The organism is Streptomyces sp. SID1328, assembly GCF_009865595.1.
Lineage (GTDB): Bacteria > Actinomycetota > Actinomycetes > Streptomycetales > Streptomycetaceae > Streptomyces > Streptomyces griseoluteus.
Genome location: NZ_WWKH01000394.1, coordinates 1 through 19,374, shown reverse-complemented (window position 1 = coordinate 19,374; position 19,374 = coordinate 1). Strand labels below are relative to the sequence as shown.

Annotated in this window: 20 protein-coding genes and 1 tRNA gene; 11 read left to right on the top strand and 10 right to left on the bottom strand. The window is 68.8% G+C overall.

All coding sequences use genetic code 11. The features are described from left to right. The coding region (locus GT030_RS11845) for a hypothetical protein (protein WP_161201071.1) at window positions 1-1,336 on the top strand (1,336 nt) is incomplete at its 5' end. 43 nt (window positions 1,337-1,379) lie between these two features. On the opposite strand, the gene GT030_RS11840 is transcribed toward GT030_RS11845, so the two are convergent. After that, window positions 1,380-2,141: a GltA gene (locus tag GT030_RS11840; RefSeq protein WP_161201070.1), complete on the bottom strand. Its 762-nt coding sequence runs from the start codon at window positions 2,139-2,141 to the stop codon at window positions 1,380-1,382. 176 nt (window positions 2,142-2,317) lie between these two features. Next, window positions 2,318-3,208, bottom strand: a complete 891-nt coding sequence (locus GT030_RS11835; protein WP_161201069.1) for a LysR family transcriptional regulator — start codon at window positions 3,206-3,208, stop codon at window positions 2,318-2,320. Between the two features lie 91 nt (window positions 3,209-3,299). On the opposite strand from GT030_RS11835, the gene GT030_RS11830 reads away from it, so the two are divergent. The 3 genes from GT030_RS11830 to GT030_RS11820 all read left to right on the top strand — a co-directional run bounded on the left by GT030_RS11830 (window position 3,300) and on the right by GT030_RS11820 (window position 7,002). Then, window positions 3,300-4,172 (top strand): PhzF family phenazine biosynthesis isomerase, encoded by an 873-nt coding sequence (locus tag GT030_RS11830; protein WP_161201068.1) that lies wholly within the window; start codon window positions 3,300-3,302, stop codon window positions 4,170-4,172. A 158-nt stretch (window positions 4,173-4,330) separates the two neighbouring features. Beyond that, entirely contained in the window at window positions 4,331-5,383 is a 1,053-nt protein-coding gene (locus GT030_RS36350; protein WP_237522325.1) for an LAETG motif-containing sortase-dependent surface protein, read from the top strand. Window positions 5,384-5,622: 239 nt separating this feature from the next. Next, window positions 5,623-7,002 carry a phosphatase PAP2 family protein gene (locus GT030_RS11820; protein WP_161201067.1) on the top strand — a complete coding sequence of 460 codons (1,380 nt, stop codon included), beginning with the start codon at window positions 5,623-5,625 and terminating at the stop codon, window positions 7,000-7,002. Window positions 7,003-7,021: 19 nt separating this feature from the next. Here GT030_RS11820 and GT030_RS11815 read toward each other — a convergent pair whose 3' ends face one another. The 3 genes from GT030_RS11815 to GT030_RS11805 form a co-directional block, all read right to left on the bottom strand. Beyond that, a complete protein-coding gene (locus tag GT030_RS11815; RefSeq protein WP_161201066.1) occupies window positions 7,022-7,597 on the bottom strand; it encodes a hypothetical protein in 576 nt (191 codons plus the stop codon). Between the two features lie 51 nt (window positions 7,598-7,648). Then, the gene (locus GT030_RS11810) at window positions 7,649-8,407 is read right to left on the bottom strand and encodes a polysaccharide deacetylase family protein (RefSeq protein ID WP_161201065.1); all 759 of its coding nucleotides are present in this window, start codon (window positions 8,405-8,407) and stop codon (window positions 7,649-7,651) included. A 129-nt stretch (window positions 8,408-8,536) separates the two neighbouring features. After that, window positions 8,537-9,055: a DUF4232 domain-containing protein gene (locus GT030_RS11805; protein ID WP_161201064.1), complete on the bottom strand. Its 519-nt coding sequence runs from the start codon at window positions 9,053-9,055 to the stop codon at window positions 8,537-8,539. A gap of 239 nt (window positions 9,056-9,294) precedes the next feature. Between GT030_RS11805 and GT030_RS11800 the strand changes: the two genes are divergently transcribed. Next, window positions 9,295-10,398 (top strand): helix-turn-helix transcriptional regulator, encoded by a 1,104-nt coding sequence (locus GT030_RS11800; protein ID WP_346009615.1) that lies wholly within the window; start codon window positions 9,295-9,297, stop codon window positions 10,396-10,398. Window positions 10,399-10,449: 51 nt separating this feature from the next. Here the strand turns inward: GT030_RS11800 and GT030_RS11795 are convergent. After that, a tRNA-Gly gene (locus GT030_RS11795) sits at window positions 10,450-10,520 on the bottom strand. A 218-nt stretch (window positions 10,521-10,738) separates the two neighbouring features. Here GT030_RS11795 and GT030_RS11790 point away from each other — a divergent pair. From GT030_RS11790 to GT030_RS11780, 3 genes are all read left to right on the top strand, one after another. Continuing rightward, complete coding sequence (locus GT030_RS11790) at window positions 10,739-10,897, top strand: hypothetical protein (protein WP_202459987.1); 159 nt, start codon at window positions 10,739-10,741, stop codon at window positions 10,895-10,897. Window positions 10,898-11,060: 163 nt separating this feature from the next. Next, window positions 11,061-11,636, top strand: a complete 576-nt coding sequence (gene dcd / locus GT030_RS11785) for a dCTP deaminase (RefSeq protein ID WP_030816566.1) — start codon at window positions 11,061-11,063, stop codon at window positions 11,634-11,636. A gap of 13 nt (window positions 11,637-11,649) precedes the next feature. Beyond that, window positions 11,650-12,159: a phosphoribosyltransferase gene (locus GT030_RS11780; RefSeq protein WP_161201062.1), complete on the top strand. Its 510-nt coding sequence runs from the start codon at window positions 11,650-11,652 to the stop codon at window positions 12,157-12,159. A 314-nt stretch (window positions 12,160-12,473) separates the two neighbouring features. Here the strand turns inward: GT030_RS11780 and GT030_RS11775 are convergent, their stop codons facing one another. The 4 genes from GT030_RS11775 to GT030_RS11760 all read right to left on the bottom strand — a co-directional run bounded on the left by GT030_RS11775 (window position 12,474) and on the right by GT030_RS11760 (window position 16,287). Beyond that, window positions 12,474-13,430, bottom strand: coding sequence for a PIN domain-containing protein (locus GT030_RS11775; protein ID WP_161201061.1), 957 nt, complete (start codon window positions 13,428-13,430; stop codon window positions 12,474-12,476). A 606-nt stretch (window positions 13,431-14,036) separates the two neighbouring features. Next, window positions 14,037-14,174 carry a hypothetical protein gene (locus GT030_RS11770; RefSeq protein ID WP_161201060.1) on the bottom strand — a complete coding sequence of 46 codons (138 nt, stop codon included), beginning with the start codon at window positions 14,172-14,174 and terminating at the stop codon, window positions 14,037-14,039. Window positions 14,175-14,749: 575 nt separating this feature from the next. Beyond that, window positions 14,750-15,805, bottom strand: a complete 1,056-nt coding sequence (locus GT030_RS11765) for an HNH endonuclease (protein WP_161201059.1) — start codon at window positions 15,803-15,805, stop codon at window positions 14,750-14,752. 314 nt (window positions 15,806-16,119) lie between these two features. Then, window positions 16,120-16,287, bottom strand: coding sequence for a hypothetical protein (locus GT030_RS11760; protein ID WP_161201058.1), 168 nt, complete (start codon window positions 16,285-16,287; stop codon window positions 16,120-16,122). A gap of 428 nt (window positions 16,288-16,715) precedes the next feature. Between GT030_RS11760 and GT030_RS11755 the strand changes: the two genes are divergently transcribed. The 3 genes from GT030_RS11755 (at window position 16,716) to GT030_RS11745 (ending at window position 18,493) form a co-directional block, all read left to right on the top strand. Beyond that, entirely contained in the window at window positions 16,716-17,192 is a 477-nt protein-coding gene (locus tag GT030_RS11755; RefSeq protein WP_161201057.1) for a hypothetical protein, read from the top strand. Window positions 17,193-17,515: 323 nt separating this feature from the next. Further along, window positions 17,516-18,046: a hypothetical protein gene (locus tag GT030_RS11750; protein WP_161201056.1), complete on the top strand. Its 531-nt coding sequence runs from the start codon at window positions 17,516-17,518 to the stop codon at window positions 18,044-18,046. Between the two features lie 225 nt (window positions 18,047-18,271). Continuing rightward, the gene (locus GT030_RS11745; RefSeq protein WP_237522324.1) at window positions 18,272-18,493 is read left to right on the top strand and encodes a hypothetical protein; all 222 of its coding nucleotides are present in this window, start codon (window positions 18,272-18,274) and stop codon (window positions 18,491-18,493) included. The last annotated feature ends 881 nt before the right edge of the window (window positions 18,494-19,374 follow it).

The window sequence follows — 19,374 nt, the reverse complement described above, 5'->3', positions numbered from 1 at the left end:
ACCCCTCGCCGTGGAGCTGGCCGCCGGCCAACTGGAGGCGGAGCCCTCCGCCCGGGCGCTGGCCGACCGGCTGGAGCAGGGCCAGTGCTGGCTGGCCGCACCCGGCGCGGCACTGCGCAGGCACCGCTCGCTGCGGTCGGCCGTCGGTGCGGCGTATCTGCTGTGCGAGCGGCCGGAGCGCGCGGTGTGGAGCCGGAGCAGCGTCTTCCGGGGGGCGTTCACCGAGCCGACGGCGGCGTACCTGTGCGCGGGCGCGGGAGTCGCCCCGCACCAGGTCCCGACCTGCCTCGCCCGGCTGGCCGCCGCCGGAGTGCTGGAGACCCTGGACGAACCGGGTGGCCTGCGCCCGCCCCGCTACCGCATGACCCGCGCGGCCCGCGACTTCGGTGCCGAACGCCTGCGCGCGGCCGGTGAGTTCGAGGTGGCCGTGGAACGCCATGTACTGCACCACGGCCGCCTCGCGGAGGTCGCCGAGCACCTGTGGCACGCGGGCGATCAGCGCCAGGCGGCCCGTCTCGTCCGGGACAACGCGGCCGAGCTGACAGCGCTCGTGGAGTACGCGTCCCGCCCCGAGGCACCGGCCGCGCAGGTGACGGCGGCGCTGGCCACCGTCGCCGACCTGTGGTTCTGGTGGACGGTGCACGACCACGGGGAGGAGGGCCGCGCCCATCTGGCCCGCCTGCTGCCCCGCGCGACCGCCGACGACCACCTCACCGCCCGCGCCCGCTGGCTCGCCGCCTGGCTGCACGCCCCCGGCGACCCGGCCACCGCCCGCTCCCTGCTCGGCCAGGTCTGGCCGGTGGCGGTCCTCGCCGGTGACGACGCGCTGATCGGCTGGGTCGCGTATGTCGAGGGCGTGGTGGCGTGGGAGCACGGGGACGCCCGTACCGCCGCCGAGTGCTTCCGGCAGGCCGCCGACACCGTTCCGGCGTTCGCCCCCGGCGGTCCGGCCCCCGCCGTGAGCCTGGCGGCACTGGCCGTGGCACAGGCCCGTACCGCACCGGGCGCGGCAGGCCGCAGCGCGCGCCGGGCGCTGTCCTCCCCCGGCGTACGCGACGACGCCTGGGCGACGGCCCTCGCCCGTTACGCCCGCGCCTGCACCGACCACCACCAGGGCCACACCGCCCGCGCCTGGCACCGCGCCCACCGCACCCTGGCCACGCTGGACGCCCGCGTCCCCCTGCCGGGCACCCTGGACTCCCCCGACATCCCGTCCGTACGCGCCTCCCTGCAACGCCTGCTAGCCGACATCGAGGGCCCCCGGAACACGCGAGCCACGGTGCCGGCACCTCGGACGGACACGCCCATGCCGAGCAGAACGTCCAGCCGGAGGTGAGGGGCAATCGGGTGGTTTCACGTGAAACACGAAGGCGACCGGGTCAGCCCTTGAGTGCCACAGGCCGCCAGCGCCACCCCGCCGCGTGCAGCGCCTCCGCCCGCTGGACCGCGATCTGGACGCGGAGCCGGGCCTCCGCGCGGTCCCGGAAGGCTTCGGACGCGGTGTGCTGGGTGGGGTGCTTGCGGTAGAGGGTGCCGGGCTCGGCCTGCATCCAGCCCGGACTGACCGCCTCGCAGCTCAGCAGCAGCGCCCCGTCCTCGAACGCGGGCAGGGCGGGCCAACCGCCCAGGAGCCGGACCAGCTCGGTGTGAACGGTCTGGGTGGTCCCGACCACCGGCATGGCCCCACGGGCGGCCCCGTCCAGCAGGGCCCGAGCGGGCAACGGACCGGGCTCGGGATCGTAGGGTCCGGGTTCGAGCCGCCCGTCGGGGTGCAGGTCGAGACAGGGGGCGACGGTCCACCCGTAACCGGGCTGGGCAACCAGCATCTCGATGTCGCGGGCGAGCGCGTCGGCATCAGGCAGCAGATCATCGGCATCGACGCACCGCAGCAGGGCTCCGCCGACCCGAGCCAGCCCGAGCGTGCGAGCCCGCGCGGCCCCACCGTGCCGCCCGGTCCCGGTGGAGATCCACGCCTCCTCCGGCAGCACCCCCGCCGGCCGCCCCGTCTCCCCGTCCTCCTGCACCACCCACTGCAGCCCCCACCCGCGGGGCAACCGCTGCGCACACAACGAGTCGTACAACTCCCGCAGATAGCCGTGCCCACCGTCGTGAACGGGCGTCAGGACACTGAGCGTAGGCATACGAAACGCGCTCCCCTTCGACAACCGAGGCCCAGCCCCGAACTCTCGAAACCCTAATGCGCCCACGGACCCACAGGCTGACTCCGCAAAAGGCTCCCCACACTCCCGTGCGTAGTGGTGGCCAAGGGAGCCAATGTGGCACTGGGGGCGCTGAGCGAGGGGGACTCCGCAGGGGGTTACGCCTGCTCAAAATGCCGTACGACCGCCTTCACCACCGCCCGGGCCGCCCGCGTCGGCTGCCGTCGCCGGTGGTGGGCCAGGTGGATGGGTACGTCCGGCAGGGGCGGTCCCGCGACCAGGGTCAGGCGGCCCTCCTCCAGGGCGTGGGACGCGTTCGCGTGGGGGAGGACTGTCAGGCCGAGGCCCGCGGTGACGCAGGAGCGGGCCGCCTCGATGCTGCCGAAGCGGGTCATACGGGGGTGGGCGCCGGGGACCGCCTGGAGTTGGGCGGCGAGCCAGTCGCTGTAGGAACAGCCCTGTTCATGGAGGAAGAAGTCCTCCTGGGCCAGCTCCTCCCAGGTCGCGGGGTGGGTACGGTCCGCCAGCCGGTGGCCCGGGGCGCACAGCAGGTCCAGCGGCTGGGCGGCGATGCGTTCGGCGGCGATGTCCGCGTGGTCGACGCGCTCCTCCAGCAGCAGGGCGAGGTCCAGCTGGCCGGACCGTAGCCCGGTCAGTGCGGCGGAGGTGCCGCGGGGCTCCAGCTGGACCTCCACCTCGGGGTGGAGTTCACGCAACGCCGCGACGATGAGCGGCAGATGGGCCGAGCACAGGGTCTCGCCCGCGCCCACCACCACCGTCCCGGTGACGGGCCCGTCCTCGGCGGCGGCCGCGAACAGCCGGGACTCCGCCTCCAGCACCTCCTCGGCCGCGCCGAGCAGCCGCCGCCCGTCCTCGGTGAGCAGCGCCCCCCTGGCCACCCGGTCGAACAGCCGCGTGCCCAGCGCCTTCTCCAACGCCTTGATCTGCACGGTCACCGTGGACTGCGCGAGCCGCAGCTCGGTCGCCGCGGAGGTGAAGCTGCCCGTTCTGGCCAGCGTGGCGAAGGTCTGGAGGAGCCGGGTTTCCATGACGGAAGGGTAGCCAGCCATCGAGAATGCCGATGGCCTGTATAAAAAACTATCGTTGGCATTGATGTCCTGAGAGCGCCAGCATGAGGACATGGCTCACACCACGGCACCCGATGTCCTGCGCTACGCGGCCTTCACCCCCGACCCCCATGGGGGAAACCCCGCAGGGGTCGTCCTCGACGCGACCGGCCTCGACGAGCGGCGGATGCTCGCCCTCGCGGCCGAGGTCGGCTACTCCGAGACCGCCTTCGTCACCGAACGGGACGACGCCCGGCGCCGTTTCACACTCCGCTACTTCAGCCCCCTCGCCGAGGTCGCCTTCTGCGGCCACGCCACGGTCGCCACCGCGGTGGCCCTCGCCGAACGCATCGGCACCGGTGAACTCCACTTCGACACCCCCGCAGGGGAGATCGGGGTCGAGACGACGGCCGACCGGGACGGCACCGTACGGGCCACCCTCACCAGCGTCCCCGCCCGCTCCCGCCCGGCCGACGCCACCGAGCTGACCGCCACGCTCGCCGCCCTGCGCTGGGACGCCGCCGACCTGGACCCGGCCCTGCCGCCGCATGTGGCCTTCGCGGGCAACGACCACCTGATCCTCGCCGCCGCCTCCCGCGCCCGACTGGCCGACCTGAACTACGACTTCGACGCCCTCGCCACCGTCATGCGCACCCACGGGTGGACGACCGTCCACCTCGTCTGGCGGGAGAACGACGGCAGTTACCACGCCCGCGACCCCTTCCCCGTCGGCGGCGTCGTCGAGGACCCGGCCACCGGCGCGGCGGCGGCAGCGTTCGGCGGCTATCTGCGCACCATCGGCCTGGTGACCGCTCCGAGTGCGATCACCATCCGCCAGGGCGAGGACATGGGCCGCCCGAGCGATCTCACCATCGAGGTGGACCCGTACGAGACTCCCGTGAGGGTCACGGGGCAGGCCGTACCGATCGCCGCGCCGGCCTCCTGAGCCCCGCCCGTCTCATCCGTGAATGATCAGTCATGCCCCATCTGTATGCGGAACTCGGGCACTTGGCGTAGAGATTCCGAAACTTTTTGGGCAACCCTTTTGCCCACAGGCGAGTCAGCTATGCGCATACGTTGATCCCTGCTGCCCAGAGGTTCGTAATGAAGCTGCGTCGTTCCCTGGCCCTCGCTGCTGCGACGGCCGTCCTCTCTCCGGTCGTGCTCATGACGGCCTCGGTGGCGCAGGCGGAGGAGAACCCCTCGCCCTCGGCCTCCGAGTCGGTCACGACGGGCGAGACCGAGCCCGAGGGCGGCGTGACCTCCACCCCGGCCACCGGCACCTCCACCTCGGCCGAGACGGGCACCTCCACCCCGCCCGCCCAGAACTCCACCTCGGCCGCGCCCACCAAGGACGCCACCTCTCCCTCGGCGTCCGCCTCCACCTCCGCGTCCACCTCGCCGAGCGCTTCCGCCTCCGCGTCGGCGTCCGCGTCCACCGGCCCGGAGGACTGCGACGACACCGACCCGAAGCTCGACAAGGAGCTCACCACCGGCCTCTCCGGGCTGCCGTCGAAGATCGTCGCCGGCAGTGGGTTCCACGGCTTCAAGCTCAACGTGAAGAACTCGGGCGAGCACGCCTACAAGCGGGTCGACCTCGGTGTCTTCGCCGCGGCGATGGGCGAGGACGACTTCTCCGACGCCACCCAGTACCTCACCCTGCAGTACCAGGACCCGACCTCGGGCAAGTGGAACGACATCTCCGTGGACCTCGACGACGAGTCCGCCGGCTACCTCGGTTACACCGACGTGAAGGCCAAGGAGTCGTTCTCCATCGACCTGCGCCTGTCGGTGGACAAGAAGGCCCCCGCCGGGGCCGGCTTCGCCATCAGCATCGGTTCGTACGTGGACGACGAGGGCAACTGCGTCTACGCCTCGGACGACGACTTCTACGAGTTCGACATCCTCGCCGCGGGCGCCACCCCCGGCCCGGTCGACGACTCCACCCCGAAGCCGCAGGGCGGCAGCAAGCCCCTGCCCACCACCAAGCCCGCCGGCAACACCCAGGTCGTCCCCCAGGGCCACCTCGCCGAGACCGGCTCCAGCTCGGCCCTCCCGGCGATAGCCCTCGCCGGTGGCGCGGCCGTCGCGCTCGGCCTCGGCGCGGTCTTCGTCGTCCGCCGCCGCCGCACCGAGGGCGGGAACGTCGCGGTCTGACGAGGCCCGAGGCGACGGCGGCACCGCACGGCTGAGGTGCCGGCCGACGCCGTGCGGCTGAGGTGACGGCCACCCCCTGCGACCAAAGCCACAGCCCGCCCCGTACGACCCCGAGCAGGCCCGGACGATATCCCGTCCGGGCCTGTTCACGTGCCGCCCCCTGCCCAGGTCCGCCCGTTGATGATCAGTTCTGTCCATAGGGGCGCTTTTCAGTGCCCTGTGCCGATAAGTTGAGGCGCATGCTGTCACGGGGGTTTTCGCGAATATCCGGCCCGACCGCGTCCACCCCCAAGGGTCGGCCGCGGAACGGACTCTGGGCCGCGGCGGGTGTGACGGCTCTCGGATTCCTCCTCGCGCTGGAGCTGGCCGCGCGTCGCTACGGCCTGCCTGGACCGCTCACCCACCAGGTCGCGGAGCTGGTGTACCGCCCCAAGTCGGGGGCCCTGCTGTACGCCGGCCTGGCGCTGACCCTGGTGGTGCTCACCTGGCGGCAGCGCTTCATCGCCGTCGGAGTGGCGCTCGGCATCGACGTCGTCCTCGCGCTGACGCGCTGGGCGTTCGACATCGGCGGCGTCGGCGGGAACGAGGGCCGCGCGTTCGGCAACGGCGCGCTGTGGGTGGTGCTGGGCTGCGGGGTCATCGCGCTCACCCGTCGGACCGGCCGGGAACGCGTCCTGCTGCTGAAGGGCGTCGGCCTGGGCCTGCTGCTGGTGGCCGGCCGCAAGACGGGCGACACCTGGCTGCTGATCACCTCCAAGACCCGTCCCCAGGTGCTCGACCCGTACGTGGCGACCGCCGATCACGCGCTGGGCAACCCCTCGTGGGTGGCGGGCCGGATCGTCGATGCCACCGGCCCGGTGGGTTCGCACATCCTCGACGCGGTCTACGGCCAGCTCGCGGTGGCCGCGGTCGTCGTGGCGCTGTACCAGCTCCGCAACGTGGCTGCCGAGCGCCGCTTCCCGGCCCACCACCTGGTGCGTACGTTCCTGGTGATCGGCCTGCTCGGACCGGCCATCTACATGATCTACCCCGTGGTCGGCCCCGTCTTCGCCTACGGCACCGGCGCCTTCGGCACGGGCAGCGCGCACTGGGCCGTCGCCGAAATCTGGCCGCACACCCCGCCCCCGGTCGACTCCCCGCACTCGGTGGTCTACGACGCGATCACGCCCCGCAACTGCATGCCCAGCCTGCACACCGCCTGGGCCACCGCGATCTTCATCCACTCCCGCAGGGCCCCGCGGTTCCTGCGCTTCGCGGGCACCTTCTGGCTCCTGGCCACCCTCACCGCGACCCTGGGGTTCGGCTACCACTACGGCATCGACCTCGTCGCCGGCGTGGTGTTCACGCTCACCATCGAGACGGCCCTGCGCGCACTCGACCACGGCTGGGACCGCCCGGCCGTACAGCAGGTCGCCGGGGGAGTGGCGTTCTTCACCGCCCTCCTGCTCGCGGTCCGCTTCCTGCCCGTCCAGATGGCCCACCACCCCTGGGCGGTCGGCCCCTTCGTCCTCCTGGCCACGGCCGCGGTGATCTACGGCTACGTTCGCACCACCGCCCGCTGGGAGCCGAGGCCCGCCCCGCCGACGCCCCGGCCGGAGCCGCAGCTCGAACCGGCGTGAGACGTCGTCGCGGCCGGGCTCAGTGGTCGTCGCGGATGCTCGTGGCGATGCCGTTCTTGATCACGACCTCGGCCGAGACACCCTTCTTCGCGGCCGTCTCGAGCTGGGCCTCGGTGCACTTGGTGCCGCCGGCCACGCCCGGATCGCCGCAGATGTCGTCGTAGCCGATGATCTCGGTGTCCTCGGCGACGAGGAATTCCTGCTCGGTGTCCTTCTGGTCGCTGACCGTGTACTTGCCGGGGGCGAGGTACGAGACGTTGCCGAACCAGGTGCCGTTGACGCCCTCGCCCTTGTCGATGCCCTCGACGGCGGTGTCACGGGAGGGTGAGACGGAGCTGGAGCCGGCGCCGGAGCCGGAACCCGTGCCGGTGGAGGAACTGGTGGAGGAATCCGCGCCGGAGCCCTGCTGCGCGGCTTGCCGCTCCGACCCGCCGGCGTCCTGGGAGCCGGGGGATTCCGTGGCCGTCCCGGCGGCGGACGTGGTGCTCGTGCCGGAGGCGGTGGCGGAGTCCGAGCCGCTCTGGCACGCCGTCATGAGCAGCCCGGCCGTGATCGCGACAGAGGCGACAACGGCCTTGCCCAGGTGGCGGTTCATAAGAGGAGGTTCCTTTCGAAGTGGGGGACGGCATGAGGGAGCGAGCGGTTCTCAGCGCACCGGGAAGCCGAACGAGTAACCCTGCTGCTTGAGTTCGGGCAGCACCCGCCGCAGCGCCTCGACCGTCTGCGAACGGTCGCCGCCCGCATCGTGGAACAACAGCGTCGGCCCACCTGGGAGTTCACGCTCGACCGTGGCCACGATGGCGTCCGTGCCCGGCCGTTCGAAGTCCTTGGTGTCGACGTTCCAGCCCAGCGGGCGCATCCGCCGCGAGGCGGCGAGCTTGCGGCTGGCGGGGGTGAAGGCGCCGCCGGGAGCGCGGTAGTACATCGGCCGTACGCCCCCGGACGCCTCGGTGATCATGCGCTCGGCGTCGAGAATCTGCCGCGACTGGTAGGACACGGGCTTCTTGTCCATCGCCGTGTCGTGCGACACCGTGTGGTCGCACAGCCGGTGCCCGGCGGCGACGACCTGCTTCACCAGGTCGGGGTGCGCCTGCGCCTGGGTGCCGACCATGCAGAACGTGGCCTTCACCCCGTACGCCTTGAGCACGGCCAGCACTTGGGGCGTCCAGGTGGGGTCGGGGCCGTCGTCGATGGTGATGTTGACGCCGCGCGCGCCCTGGTCGGAGGAGTGCGCGATGGTCACATCGACCGGCTTGACGCTGCTCGTCGCGGGTTTCGGCGCGGGCCCGCCCGCGGTGTCGGCCTGCGCGGTCCAAATGGAGGCTCCGACCGCGAGCATCGTGACGCCGAGCGCCGCCCCGACCACCTTGCCGTACCAGCCCCGCGTCCCGTTGTGCCGCGCCATGTCCGCCCCCACTCTCGCCCGTCCGGCCCCGGCCGCGTCGCGACCACTTGTCAGGACGGAGGGCGGGAGCGGGGGGATGCGCGTGTTACCGATCACGGACAATTCCGGGGGAGTTCCCGGACAACGTCCCTACCAGGTGAGGGCGTCGGCCGCGTTGTCCTGCCAGTACGTCACCGCGGCCGCGCTGTTGAAGAAGACCCCGCCGTTCGGCAGGTTCAGCGTCTTCTCCTTGCCGGTGCCGCCCGCGTTCCGGTCGGTGAAGAACACGCCGAGGGTCTTCTCGGTGGCGCCGCCCTCGCCGTCGGGGGAGTACGTGGCGATGCCGGCGTACGCGGACTCGCCCGGCTTGAGCGTCACCACGGCCTGCGGCTTGCTGTCCTCGACCCGGGCGAGCGGGGCCTGCGCGTCGGCGCCGGCGCGCAGAAGGGGGGCGTAGTAGGCGTTGCAGGTGGCGGTGCCGGTGTTGGTGGCCTTCAGCAGCAGGTGGTTGATGGGGCGGGACACCTCGGTGACGGTCAGCTTGGTGGTGGCCGTCGTGCAGGTGGCCGTGGTGGCGGCGTGGGCCGTGCCGGCCTGGACGCCCACGAGGGCGAGTGCGGCGAGGGCCATCAGGGAGGAGGCGGCGGCGGTACGGGTGGTGTTGCGCATGAGTGAGTTGCCCTGTCTGCAGTGGAGTTGAGCTTCCGCCGGTTCAACGCGCCCGAGGCGCGGGGGAAGCTGGGCCAGCACGGTGACCGGTGGGGTGCCGTGCTTGGATGACCTCAGCCTGTGCCACCCCGCGTCCCGCCCGCCATTCCATCGGGATTTTTGGAACGCTGGGATGTCGGCACCGGCTATGACCTGGTGAAACGCGGTCGGCATGGGATGCCGGACGGAATGGGGGACTGGTGGGGGCGGCTGAGGAGATCGCCGGGTTCGCGACGCTGTTACGCGAGTTGAAGCAGCGCTCCGGGCTGAGTTACGAGGCCCTGGCGAAGCGCGCGCACATGAGCACTTCGACCCTGCACCGCTACTGCCGCGGCGACGGCGTACCGGCCGACTACGCGGTCGTCTCCCGCATGGCCCGGCTGTGCGGGGCGACGCCTCAGGAGCTGGTGGAACTGCACCGGCGGTGGGTACTCGCGGACGCGGCGCGGGAGCGGGGGCGGCGGGCGGTTGCTCCGGCGCCGGGGGCAAGTGTCGTGCCTGTGTCTCCGGCGCCGGAGGAGGGCGCCCCACCTGTCCCCGTACCCGCCCCCACCTCGGTGGAAGAGCCGTCCCACCGCCCCCGCCGTAAGCACTGGCCCCTGATCGCGGCGGCCGTCGCCCTGGTCGTCACGGTGGCCACCGCGCTGACGCTCGACCGCGACGACGGTGACCCCTCGGTACACGGCACCACCACCGGCCGGGCCACCGCCGCCCCCCTCACCGTGAGCACCCGCACCTACGGCTGGGACGACCCGCAGTGCGAGGGGAAGTACCTCGTCGACCGGCCTCCGGCCGAGGTCGCCCCGCCGGTGATGGGGCAGGACGTACCGGGCTGGGTGAAGGCACACCGGGCCATCGCCGCCGACGAGCAGCGCGTGGCGCTGACCGTCCAGGGCACCGGCGACGAGGCCGTCGTCATCGAGTCCATGCACGTAGGCGTGGCCGACTCCGGCCCACCGCCGGCCTGGAACGCGTACCTCGGCTCCTCCGGCTGCGGCGGAGGCGTCGAGACGAGGTCCTTCGACACCGACCTCGACGCCCCCCACCCCGTACTGTCCCCGAAGGCCGGCCAGCGCGGCTTCCCCTACAAGGTGAGCCGCACCGACCCCGAGGTCCTCTACATCACCGCCCACGCCGACACCCACGACGTCCACTGGTACGTGGACCTCCAGTGGAACAGCGCCGGCCGCCAGGGCACGATCCGCATCAACGACCACGGCGAGGCGTTCCGCACGAGCGGGAGCCGGGGGCGGCCGGTGTACGAGTTCCTGGTGGGCGGGACGCATTGGTACCGGGACGCTTAAGTCCGGGAGTCAAAAAAGGGCCCAGGTCGATGACCTGGGCCCTTTTCGAAGAGCGGGTGACGAGAATCGAACTCGCGCTCTCAGCTTGGGAAGCTGATGTTCTACCATTAAACTACACCCGCGCAATACGGACATATCGACCGGGGTGCAGTCGGCGTCCGAACGCTCGCTCACTGTACCTCATGGGCGGCTCCGGGCGGGGCGGAGCGGGGCGTACGGTGGGGGCTTCGGGGTCCCGGAGTGCCGCCTGGGTCAGGTTCCGGTTGGTCCCGTAATGTGGCGTTCGGCGTCGGGGGAGCGAGCCCGACGCGGCTCCTGGGGAAGGGACTTGAGGGACTTGATGGAACGCACCGTCGTCCGTTGCGCGGACGGGCACGTCTTCAGCGCCGCTTCGTTCCCGATGCAGCAGGCCGGGCGGCTGGGCCCCGGCCGGCTCGTCCGGTGTCCCCGCTGCGCGCGGCTGCGCAGCGCGGTGCCGGTCACGCTGCAGAAGCGGTAGGCACACGCACCACCTAAAGGTGGGCACACGCACCACTTAAGGGTGGGCACGCGCCGCCGAGCGGTCGGCACACGCACCGCCGGGCGGCACACACCCGCACCACCAGGGGGCGCGGATCCGTCACGATTGTCGGCGGTCCGCGCCCCTTGCGTATCCTCGGGGCGTGCTTCTCTCAGACAAGGACATCCGGGCCGAGATCGACGCCGGGCGGGTCCGGATCGATCCCTTCGAAGAATCCATGGTTCAGCCCTCGAGCATCGACGTACGGCTGGACCGTTACTTCCGGGTGTTCGAGAACCACCGGTACCCCCACATCGACCCCTCCGTGGAGCAGCCGGACCTCACCCGGCTGGTCGAGCCCGAGGGCGACGAGCCGTTCATCCTGCACCCCGGTGAGTTCGTGCTGGCGAGCACGTACGAGGTCATCACGCTTCCCGACGACCTCGCCTCCCGTCTGGAGGGCAAGAGCTCGCTGGGCCGGCTCGGTCTGGTCACCCACTCCACCGCCGGCTTCATCGACCCCGGCTTCAGCGGCCACGTCACCCTGGAGCTGTCCAACCTGGCCACCCTGCCGATCAAGCTCTGGCCCGGTATGAAGATCGGCCAGCTCTGCATGTTCCGGCTGTCCTCCCCCGCGGAGCACCCCTACGGCAGCGAGCGCTACGGCTCCCGCTACCAGGGCCAGCGCGGCCCGACCGCCTCGCGGTCCTTCCTGAACTTCCACCGGACCCAGGTATGAGGGCGACGACGACATGAGCGACGTGCGGGAGAACCTGACCTACGAGCGCTTCGGCACGGCCGTCCGTGAGCTGGCGCAGACCATCGCGGACGACGGCTACGAGCCCGACATCGTGCTGAGCATCGCGCGCGGTGGCGTCTTCGTGGCCGGCGGCCTGGCCTACGCCCTGGACTGCAAGAACATCCACCTGGTCAACGTGGAGTTCTACACCGGCGTCGGCACCACGCTCGACATGCCGGTGATGCTGGCACCCGTCCCCGACCGCATCGACTTCTCCGACAAGAAGGTGCTCATCACCGACGACGTCGCCGACACCGGCAGGACGCTCAAGCTGGTGCGCGACTTCTGCCTCGACACCGTCGCCGAGGTGCGCTCCGCCGTCATCTACGAGAAGTCCCAATCCCTCGTGAAGTGCGAGTACGTCTGGAAGCGCACCGAGGACTGGGTCAACTTCCCGTGGAGTGTCTTGCCTCCAGTACGTAGGTTGGGAGAGGCACCGAAGGAGAACAAGGAAGCGCTCTGACCTGATGACTTCGCTGCGGCGCCTAGTGCAGCATCAGGCTGTCCTCAATCCAGCCCCTTGCCGGGGCCGGTAGGGACGCTGGCCCACACAAGGCAATGGATCCTGGAGCATCTCAGAGGAACACGCTCTGATCGCGCACGCCTGCGTCCTGCGGCTTCGGCTTTGGTCAACCTTCTGACCAGCGGCGGAGCCGTCGATGTTTGTCAACGTTGGTCGTCGTTGATCAGCCTCCGACAGCCCCGAGTCGGCCCGGAGGGTGCTCAACGCAAAGCGGATGACGGCTCCTCGACGTCTCGGTGGGTACCGGTGACGGTCTAAGTGTCGAGGAAGTCCCATTCACTCCCTAGGACCCAGCGAAGGGCTGCAAGCTTCCCGTTCCAGTAGCCGAACTCCCAGTCGCTTTCTGGCAGCAGATTCTCTGCTCCGTACTTCTCCTCTAGTCGTTCACGTGCCTTTCTGCCTAGGTCCTCCTGACTCGGGTTTCTGGCGATGTGGGCAATACTCCGCGTATACCAGACACGATCGAAGCACTCCTCTTGGGCCTCCAAGATATCGAGCAGCGACCTAGTGTCTTCTGCGAGAAAGTCGACTTCCTCGGCAATCTCCGTGTACTCGTCGCCGATTAGCTCAGTCAGGATCGCCACCAAGCCGCTGACTTCGTAGGCGTAGTGCGAGTGATCGGGGAAGAGAGGGGCCAAATCTGGATGAGGCTTTCGCCTATCGCCATTGAGTACGGAAAAGTCCTGGTAGTTGGACGTAGCGAACACGCACTGGTCGGCTCTGTCCTCGGCCGTGCGGACAGTGGTCGCGTACAACTCGACTAGCAGCGCATCGGCCACGCTGTTCTTGTTCTGGTGTAGAGGGGCCTTTTTGTCGAGACCTCGCCGCACAACGGCCTCGTAGTGGCTCTGATCAGGATCGACTCGCGTGGCAGATTGAAGCAGGGTGGATATTTCGGAGAAATTCTGGAGCGACCGCGCACTGACGTGTGGGATCAAGTGCGCCATTTCTTCGATCCACTCGCTAGCCTGGGTGTCTCCGTACTCCTGCAGGTCTTGGCGAATTGCTTTGAAGCGATCGCGAATGCTGGTGCTGACCGACTCTTCGACGCGAGGGCGATTTCTCTCAAACTCGTCCAGGATGAGCGAAGGGGCCAGAATCTCCAACTTCTTCTGAAAAAAGAGGACGCGTAGGGGAACGATGATCTGCTGGCCATCGCGCCGCTTGGCAATGTCCAACCAGACGCTTGTATCGATCAGGAGTCTGAGCACGTGTCGAGAGTAGTGAGGGGAGCGCGCGATGCGTACACGTTTGGGGTCGGCGGAGTCTCGATGCGCGAGTTAAAGCGACGAGCGCCGGTCCGCGGTGAGGACGGCGCCCGTACAGGGTCAACGCTTTGAGGTCTGCCCAGAGACGGCCCGACGGCATCACTTCCGCCGCTTGGCCTTCGCCTTCCGCTCGGCTTCCTTGCGCCTCTGAACCGTGTATGAGGACCAGTCGCCGCGATGGCGGTCACACCGGGACGCTCCGATCATGGCGAGCCGCCGGCATCTGGTTCCCTTCTCCGTCGGTGCTCCACACCTGGACTGCATGGTTGCCACACTTCCCCCCTCAGAGCTGGTGGACTTTCGGGCTGAGCAACCCTGCCAGCAGCCCGAGGCGCGAGGGGAGGCGCATGCCGAAGCACGACTTTTCCCAGTTGGCGCGCAGGGGGCGCACGCTTTCCAACTGTGTTGGTGGGGTCTCGGGCTGCGTGCGGGGGCGTTCACCTGCGTTCATTGGCGGCTGGCTGCCGATGCGGGTACGGCTTCAGGACTCGCCTGAACGATCGTGGACGGGGCTGAATGAGACGGAAACTGAGACGGCCGTTCATGCTCCTAGAGCCGACCTCGCCACCATGGCGCGTCCAGACTGTCAGCCGGGATGACCTTGGCCCTGGCCAGGATCTTCACGTCCAGGGCCCGCACCAGGGCCCGCAACTCACGCGCGCTCCTCCTCGGCAGTGCGTGAATCACGGCTTCAAGGTGACCGCGGAAGTCGACGCCGTAACACCCGCACTCGAGGATGCCGCAGTCAGGACCTAGTGGGTCCGCAAGCTGTCTGAGAGGGCCGTGGGCCAGGGCCTTCCAGTGCCAGAACGCCTCTTCCGTGGCTTCGGGCCAGAAACGGGTCTTCTCAAGCCGCCGTATGTCAGCAGTGCAAGTTCCGGAGAGGCGATCAATGAACGGGTACCGTCGCTGCCTCGGTCGGCGGCTAGGAAGGGCGCCCCGCAGGGCTGACGGGCGCCTACGCGGCATTGCCCCTTCGGCTGTGGGTCATGGGGGCAAGGTACAGAACGACGTGCTCGGTGGCCACCGCGTATCGGGTGACTGAAGCTCTGAGCTTGGGAAGCTCCGGTCATCTACCGGTGACTTACTGGGGTGACCTGCGGTGAAGCGGCGCCAGAGCCGGGCTGGCCGGCGAAGTGATTCCCCGCCACTCCCCGCGCTTCCCCGCACGATCTGGCACGGGTGTGGCACGGGAAGCTTCTGGTCGGTAGGTCTGTAGGCAACGGCGGTGCACCCTGATGGCTGAGGCATAGCCCGATCGCCTACGGGACTACCGCGGCCTCAGCCGTGACGGGCTCGGGCGCGTGTTGCGAGGGAATCCGTGCCTCACCCCGCTTTGTCTCCTCGATCAGGTTCCGGAGTTCGTCAGGCGTTGGCCACGGCGCGCGGCGGTGGATCATCCGGTGACAGTTGGCACAGATAAGCGCGAGATCACTGAGCTTCGTCCGCCCCTCGCCGGCCTCGTGCAAGGGCACGACGTGATGACACTCGATGTATCCCGTGCCCCGCGGGCCGTACGTCGCCTCGAAGTCGAAACCGCATGCCTCACAGGCGAGGCGGCGGCCCTGGCGTAGCACGGCGTCAATCTTCCTCCTGCGCAGCCCCTTGTCCCGCTCACGACTCTTGTGGCGGCGTATCAACAACCTGCCCTCGGGTGCGCTGTAGTCGTCTTCCTCCTCGACCCCTGGCGGTACGGCCTGGAATTCACCTGCGGTGAGGCCGTCCCGGATCTGCTGAGCCACCTTCGTCATCTCGGCCGGCCGGGCAAGGAAGTCGTTCAGAACTGCGACATCGAGCGCGTTGCCGTTCGTCGGCTTCCCGGGGTAGTCCGGGTGTCGGCACGTGATGTCGACGGTCTTGCGAGCCACGCCGTTGGGATTCCGGAACAGCTCGGTACGTACTTCTTTAGGATGGATCGGCATGGTCTGTAGCAGTGCAGACAGCTCGATCACCCGCGGGTCGTTGTACTCCAGCCGCTTCCAGTCGTTGGCCATCGCCAAGTCGCAGGCGAGGATGATCTCGTCACGCGTCCAGTCGGGATCTCGGGACGAACGGATCACGAAGCCGAGCCGGGCGAGCCACCTGGCGGCGTGCGACCTTCCCCCGCTCAACTCATCCGGCCTCAGCGCTCGACCTTGATCGAACTTGTGGGCCACTCCGGCGATGGCCTTCGAGTCGTACGTCCGGTCCTCGTGTATCAGGAGGTACCCCGTCGCTGGCTTGTACCCGTACTCGGCCAGGAACCGGTCCCGGCCCCACTCGTCGTACTCGGCGATGGCCTTGAGAACACCGTCTAGGGTGATCGCACCTTTGCGCATGGCGGGAGCGTAAGGGTAGGCACTGACAGTCTTGACCTACATCTGGCTTAGAACTTGGCCTAGTTGACTCTCCGTCGTGGTGCGCTCCCGGGGAAGCTGCCGCAACTCCACGCCTCCCCCGACGCAGCAAAAGACCCCAGGTCCAGACGGCCCAGGGGTCTTCGCAACTGTGGGGCTAACAGGATTTGAACCTGTGACCTCATCCTTATCAGGTCGATCATGAGGGGCCGCAGGGTCGGATGAACGGGCTGTGGCCCTCGGCTACCCGTCCGCAGGGGTGCGGCGCAGACCGCCACCGTGCGGGCCTGTTGGTGTCAGGCGCTGGTGTCAGCCCACACAGGCGCCCTCGACAAGACGACGGTGTTGCGCTTTGCCCGCGCCTCGGAGAGGAGAGCGAGGGCCGCAGCGAGCACCACGAACAGATGAGCAATCACGGTAGCGATCACGGAGACCACCTCCCCTTCGAGCCAGACAGCCAGCATGAACAGGCATGTAGGTGTGAAGAGACTGAACGCGACTTCCCGGATCCAAGGTGCCCAGCTGCGGCCTGCGATTCCGCCTTTGCATCGCCCCGACATCGGATGACTCCGAGAGGCCGGCGAAGCGCAACACCGTCCCAGCGAGCCTAGCGGAAGTCGCCCTGTGGCTTCGCGGGCTTTCCTCAACTGCCGCCTGCCGCCTCATGATGATCGCTGGGGCAATGACGTAAACATCGCGCTCCCGCACGCTTGTGGTTCCTCAACTAGCCTTCGCGTTTGGGCACCAGCGGGGATACCTGCCCCACCGTGTCTGACCAGGGGGAAGATAGTCGGTAACGGTCGTCGTCTGTCGTTGTCGGCTACCCTCGGACGGCCCCACGAGGCCCGAAACTCCTTGGGACTCTGGTGCAATCAGGCGGCAAGATGACCGAATGGTCGATGATGAGAACACGCGCTTCAGGCTGCCGCGGGGAGCAACAGGCTTCTACCGACCGAAGGACGGTCCACTTCCCGAAACCGACCTGCGAGCCTTCCGAGGTGCTCTCTACGCAGCCGCTCGCGCCGCCGGCGCCAAGGTGGGCCAGGTTGAGTCGCAGGCATACCCTCGCACGTTCCACACCGCGTCGGTCGTCGATGGCACGGGCGAGCGCATCGTCCTCTGCCACGCATATCACCCTTGGATCGCGTTCGCTCAGGAACGCAGGGACTGGTACAGCGAGGAGTTCGTCGCACCGCCACCCTGGGCCGGCACCTTCACGCACGCTGGGTTCGTGGTGCTCGACCCCCAGCGGCTCACTACGCCCCTTTCCTACGTGGACACCTCAGTGCTCACGCAAGGCGAGTGGCGCGAAATCCGCTTCTATGGCGTCGCCTCGTTGGGCGGGGTGATCTTCAATGCATGGGACTGATGAGCGAGGTCAGTCGACCTGGTGGAGTCTTCGTGGTCGAGGCCCGACAGGGTGCCGCCCATCGGATTTGGACGGCACCCCCGGTGGATTCAGCCTTTGAGATCTGGCCTCATCCTTATCAGGTCAATCCCAGGGGACCACCAACGTCGGCCAACCGGGCCTGCGCCTCGGCCGGTCGTCCAGTAAGGTCCGGCGCTGATCGCTGCTGTTCGCGCTTGTTGGTGTCAGCCGCTGGTGTCAGCCGCCGCACGCAGTCTTGACAAGCGCGGCTTTCCCCTCCGGAGTGGAGCACTACGCGCACTGCGTGTGGGAAGGTCACGCATGTGATCAACCAGGATGGTGACTCAGGCCGTGAACTCATACTCGTGGACGGACTGAGCCCGTCGCACGTCGCACTGATTCATCGCGAGGCGCTTCGCGTTCTGCGCTCCGGTATCGACGCAGCCCACGTTGACGCCTACAGCGGCGATGCCTGGCCACCTGCAGTGCTGCATTCGTACGAAGGCGCGCTGTCCCTGGCCCGAGAGGCGGTGGCCGATGGCACTCGCTCCCGGCGAGCGGATCCCGGGATGGGTATCGACGTCGACGTCCGCGACGAAGCGCAATTCGAACTTCTGCTGGATTTGGTTCCGTACACGATCCACGCCGAAGCCTGGTGGCGGGAGCGGCAGGTCTTCAGTGCCAGTGACTCGGGAACCTCCCTGTGGATTGCCGTCACACAGGAGCAGGAAACAGAGCTCGTCTCCCGACTGGACGCGCTCGGAATCTCACCACAAGCGTTTGCCGTCCAGCCGCGTGCCTGTTCACGCCGTTCCAGTTGGTGGCGACCAGGCCGGCGTCGCCCAGGACGGTGAACCGCTGCTGGAGAGTCGGCCCACAGTCAAGCTAGTGCGATCAGTAGCCGAAGAAGTGCGGGGGCGCTTCCCTGACCTGCGGTCCTGTAAACGATCAATACTGTGACCTGTGGTTGGGCCGTCGACGGTTGTCAGCGTTGGTTGCCCTTGCGCGCCCTCGCACGGCCCGGAGACGGCCCGAGACTCCCGCTGGGGGATGATCCCCTTGGAGGGGTGCTAATGGACATGCTTGAGCTGATGGAGTGGCTGGCCGAGCGGGGGGTCACGACCGTGTTCAAGGTCGACGGTGATCGCATGACCGAGCACAGGAAGGCGTGGATGGTCATCGTCAGCGGCGGGCCGCTTGGCGAGGACTCGTTCTTCCGTACGGACCTGGGTACGGCCGAGTCGTGCCTTGACTCGTTGCTCGCTCACCTCGAAGGCAAGGGCTTGTCGCCGTTCGCGTGACCGCGTCGTCCTGGTGGTCGACGCAGCCACTCGGTGCGAACTACGGGCGGGGCGGTCGCTGAGGCTCGCTCGGCAGGTCAGTCGGCCGTTGGAGGTTGGTGGCGGATGGCCACGGTTGCCGTGGTTGCTGTACTTCCTTGCTGTACAGCTTGCTTCGCCGCCGCGTTCTGGACATGAGCCTCATGCCGCAGTCGACGCTCATAGTCCGCGATCTGTTCGGGTACGGGCCTGCCGGTTGCAGCTCGGATAAGCCGCTCGCTCTCCCGATCCACCAAGAAAGGGCCGTTCCCACCGAGTGTTGGCCGCTGGCCGGCGGGGCGACCGATGTCCTGTCGCGCACACCAGTAGAACACCCACCCGAAAGACACCGGTTCAACCCTGGAGATGGCAAGCTCCAGGTGTACTGCTCTTTCGGCCCGTGCGAGCTCCGCGAGAACAAGCCCTCGTGCTTCGTCTTCAGTGAGCATCTGCCCAGAGTCTCAGAGCGTGGCGCGCGACTGTCCGCCCGCCCCTAAGAAACCGCCGCATCGCTCGGGACCCTGAGCACCAGTTTGGAAGACGCCGTATGCGGATTGCGGCTGACCTGGCCATGCACTGACGTCGCCACGACCTGCGCCTTGGACGCGCGGTCGGTGGAGCGGCTTTGGGCGGGAGCTGCCATGGGGCGAGTGATCATGGCCCCGTAAGCTTCCGGCGCGTCGGGCAGTCTGTGGACCTGCCCGGTAAAGCACGACGTTGGGGCCATGATCTTCGAGGCTCGCCCCATGGTGGCTGCCTAAAGCCGTGGAGCCGACCGCCCCAGCCACGACGTGTCCTGACCTCATGCCGCCGGCCAACCCTCACCAGGGCGCGCGTCGGCGCAGCGCGGGCGGAGCGGGCCG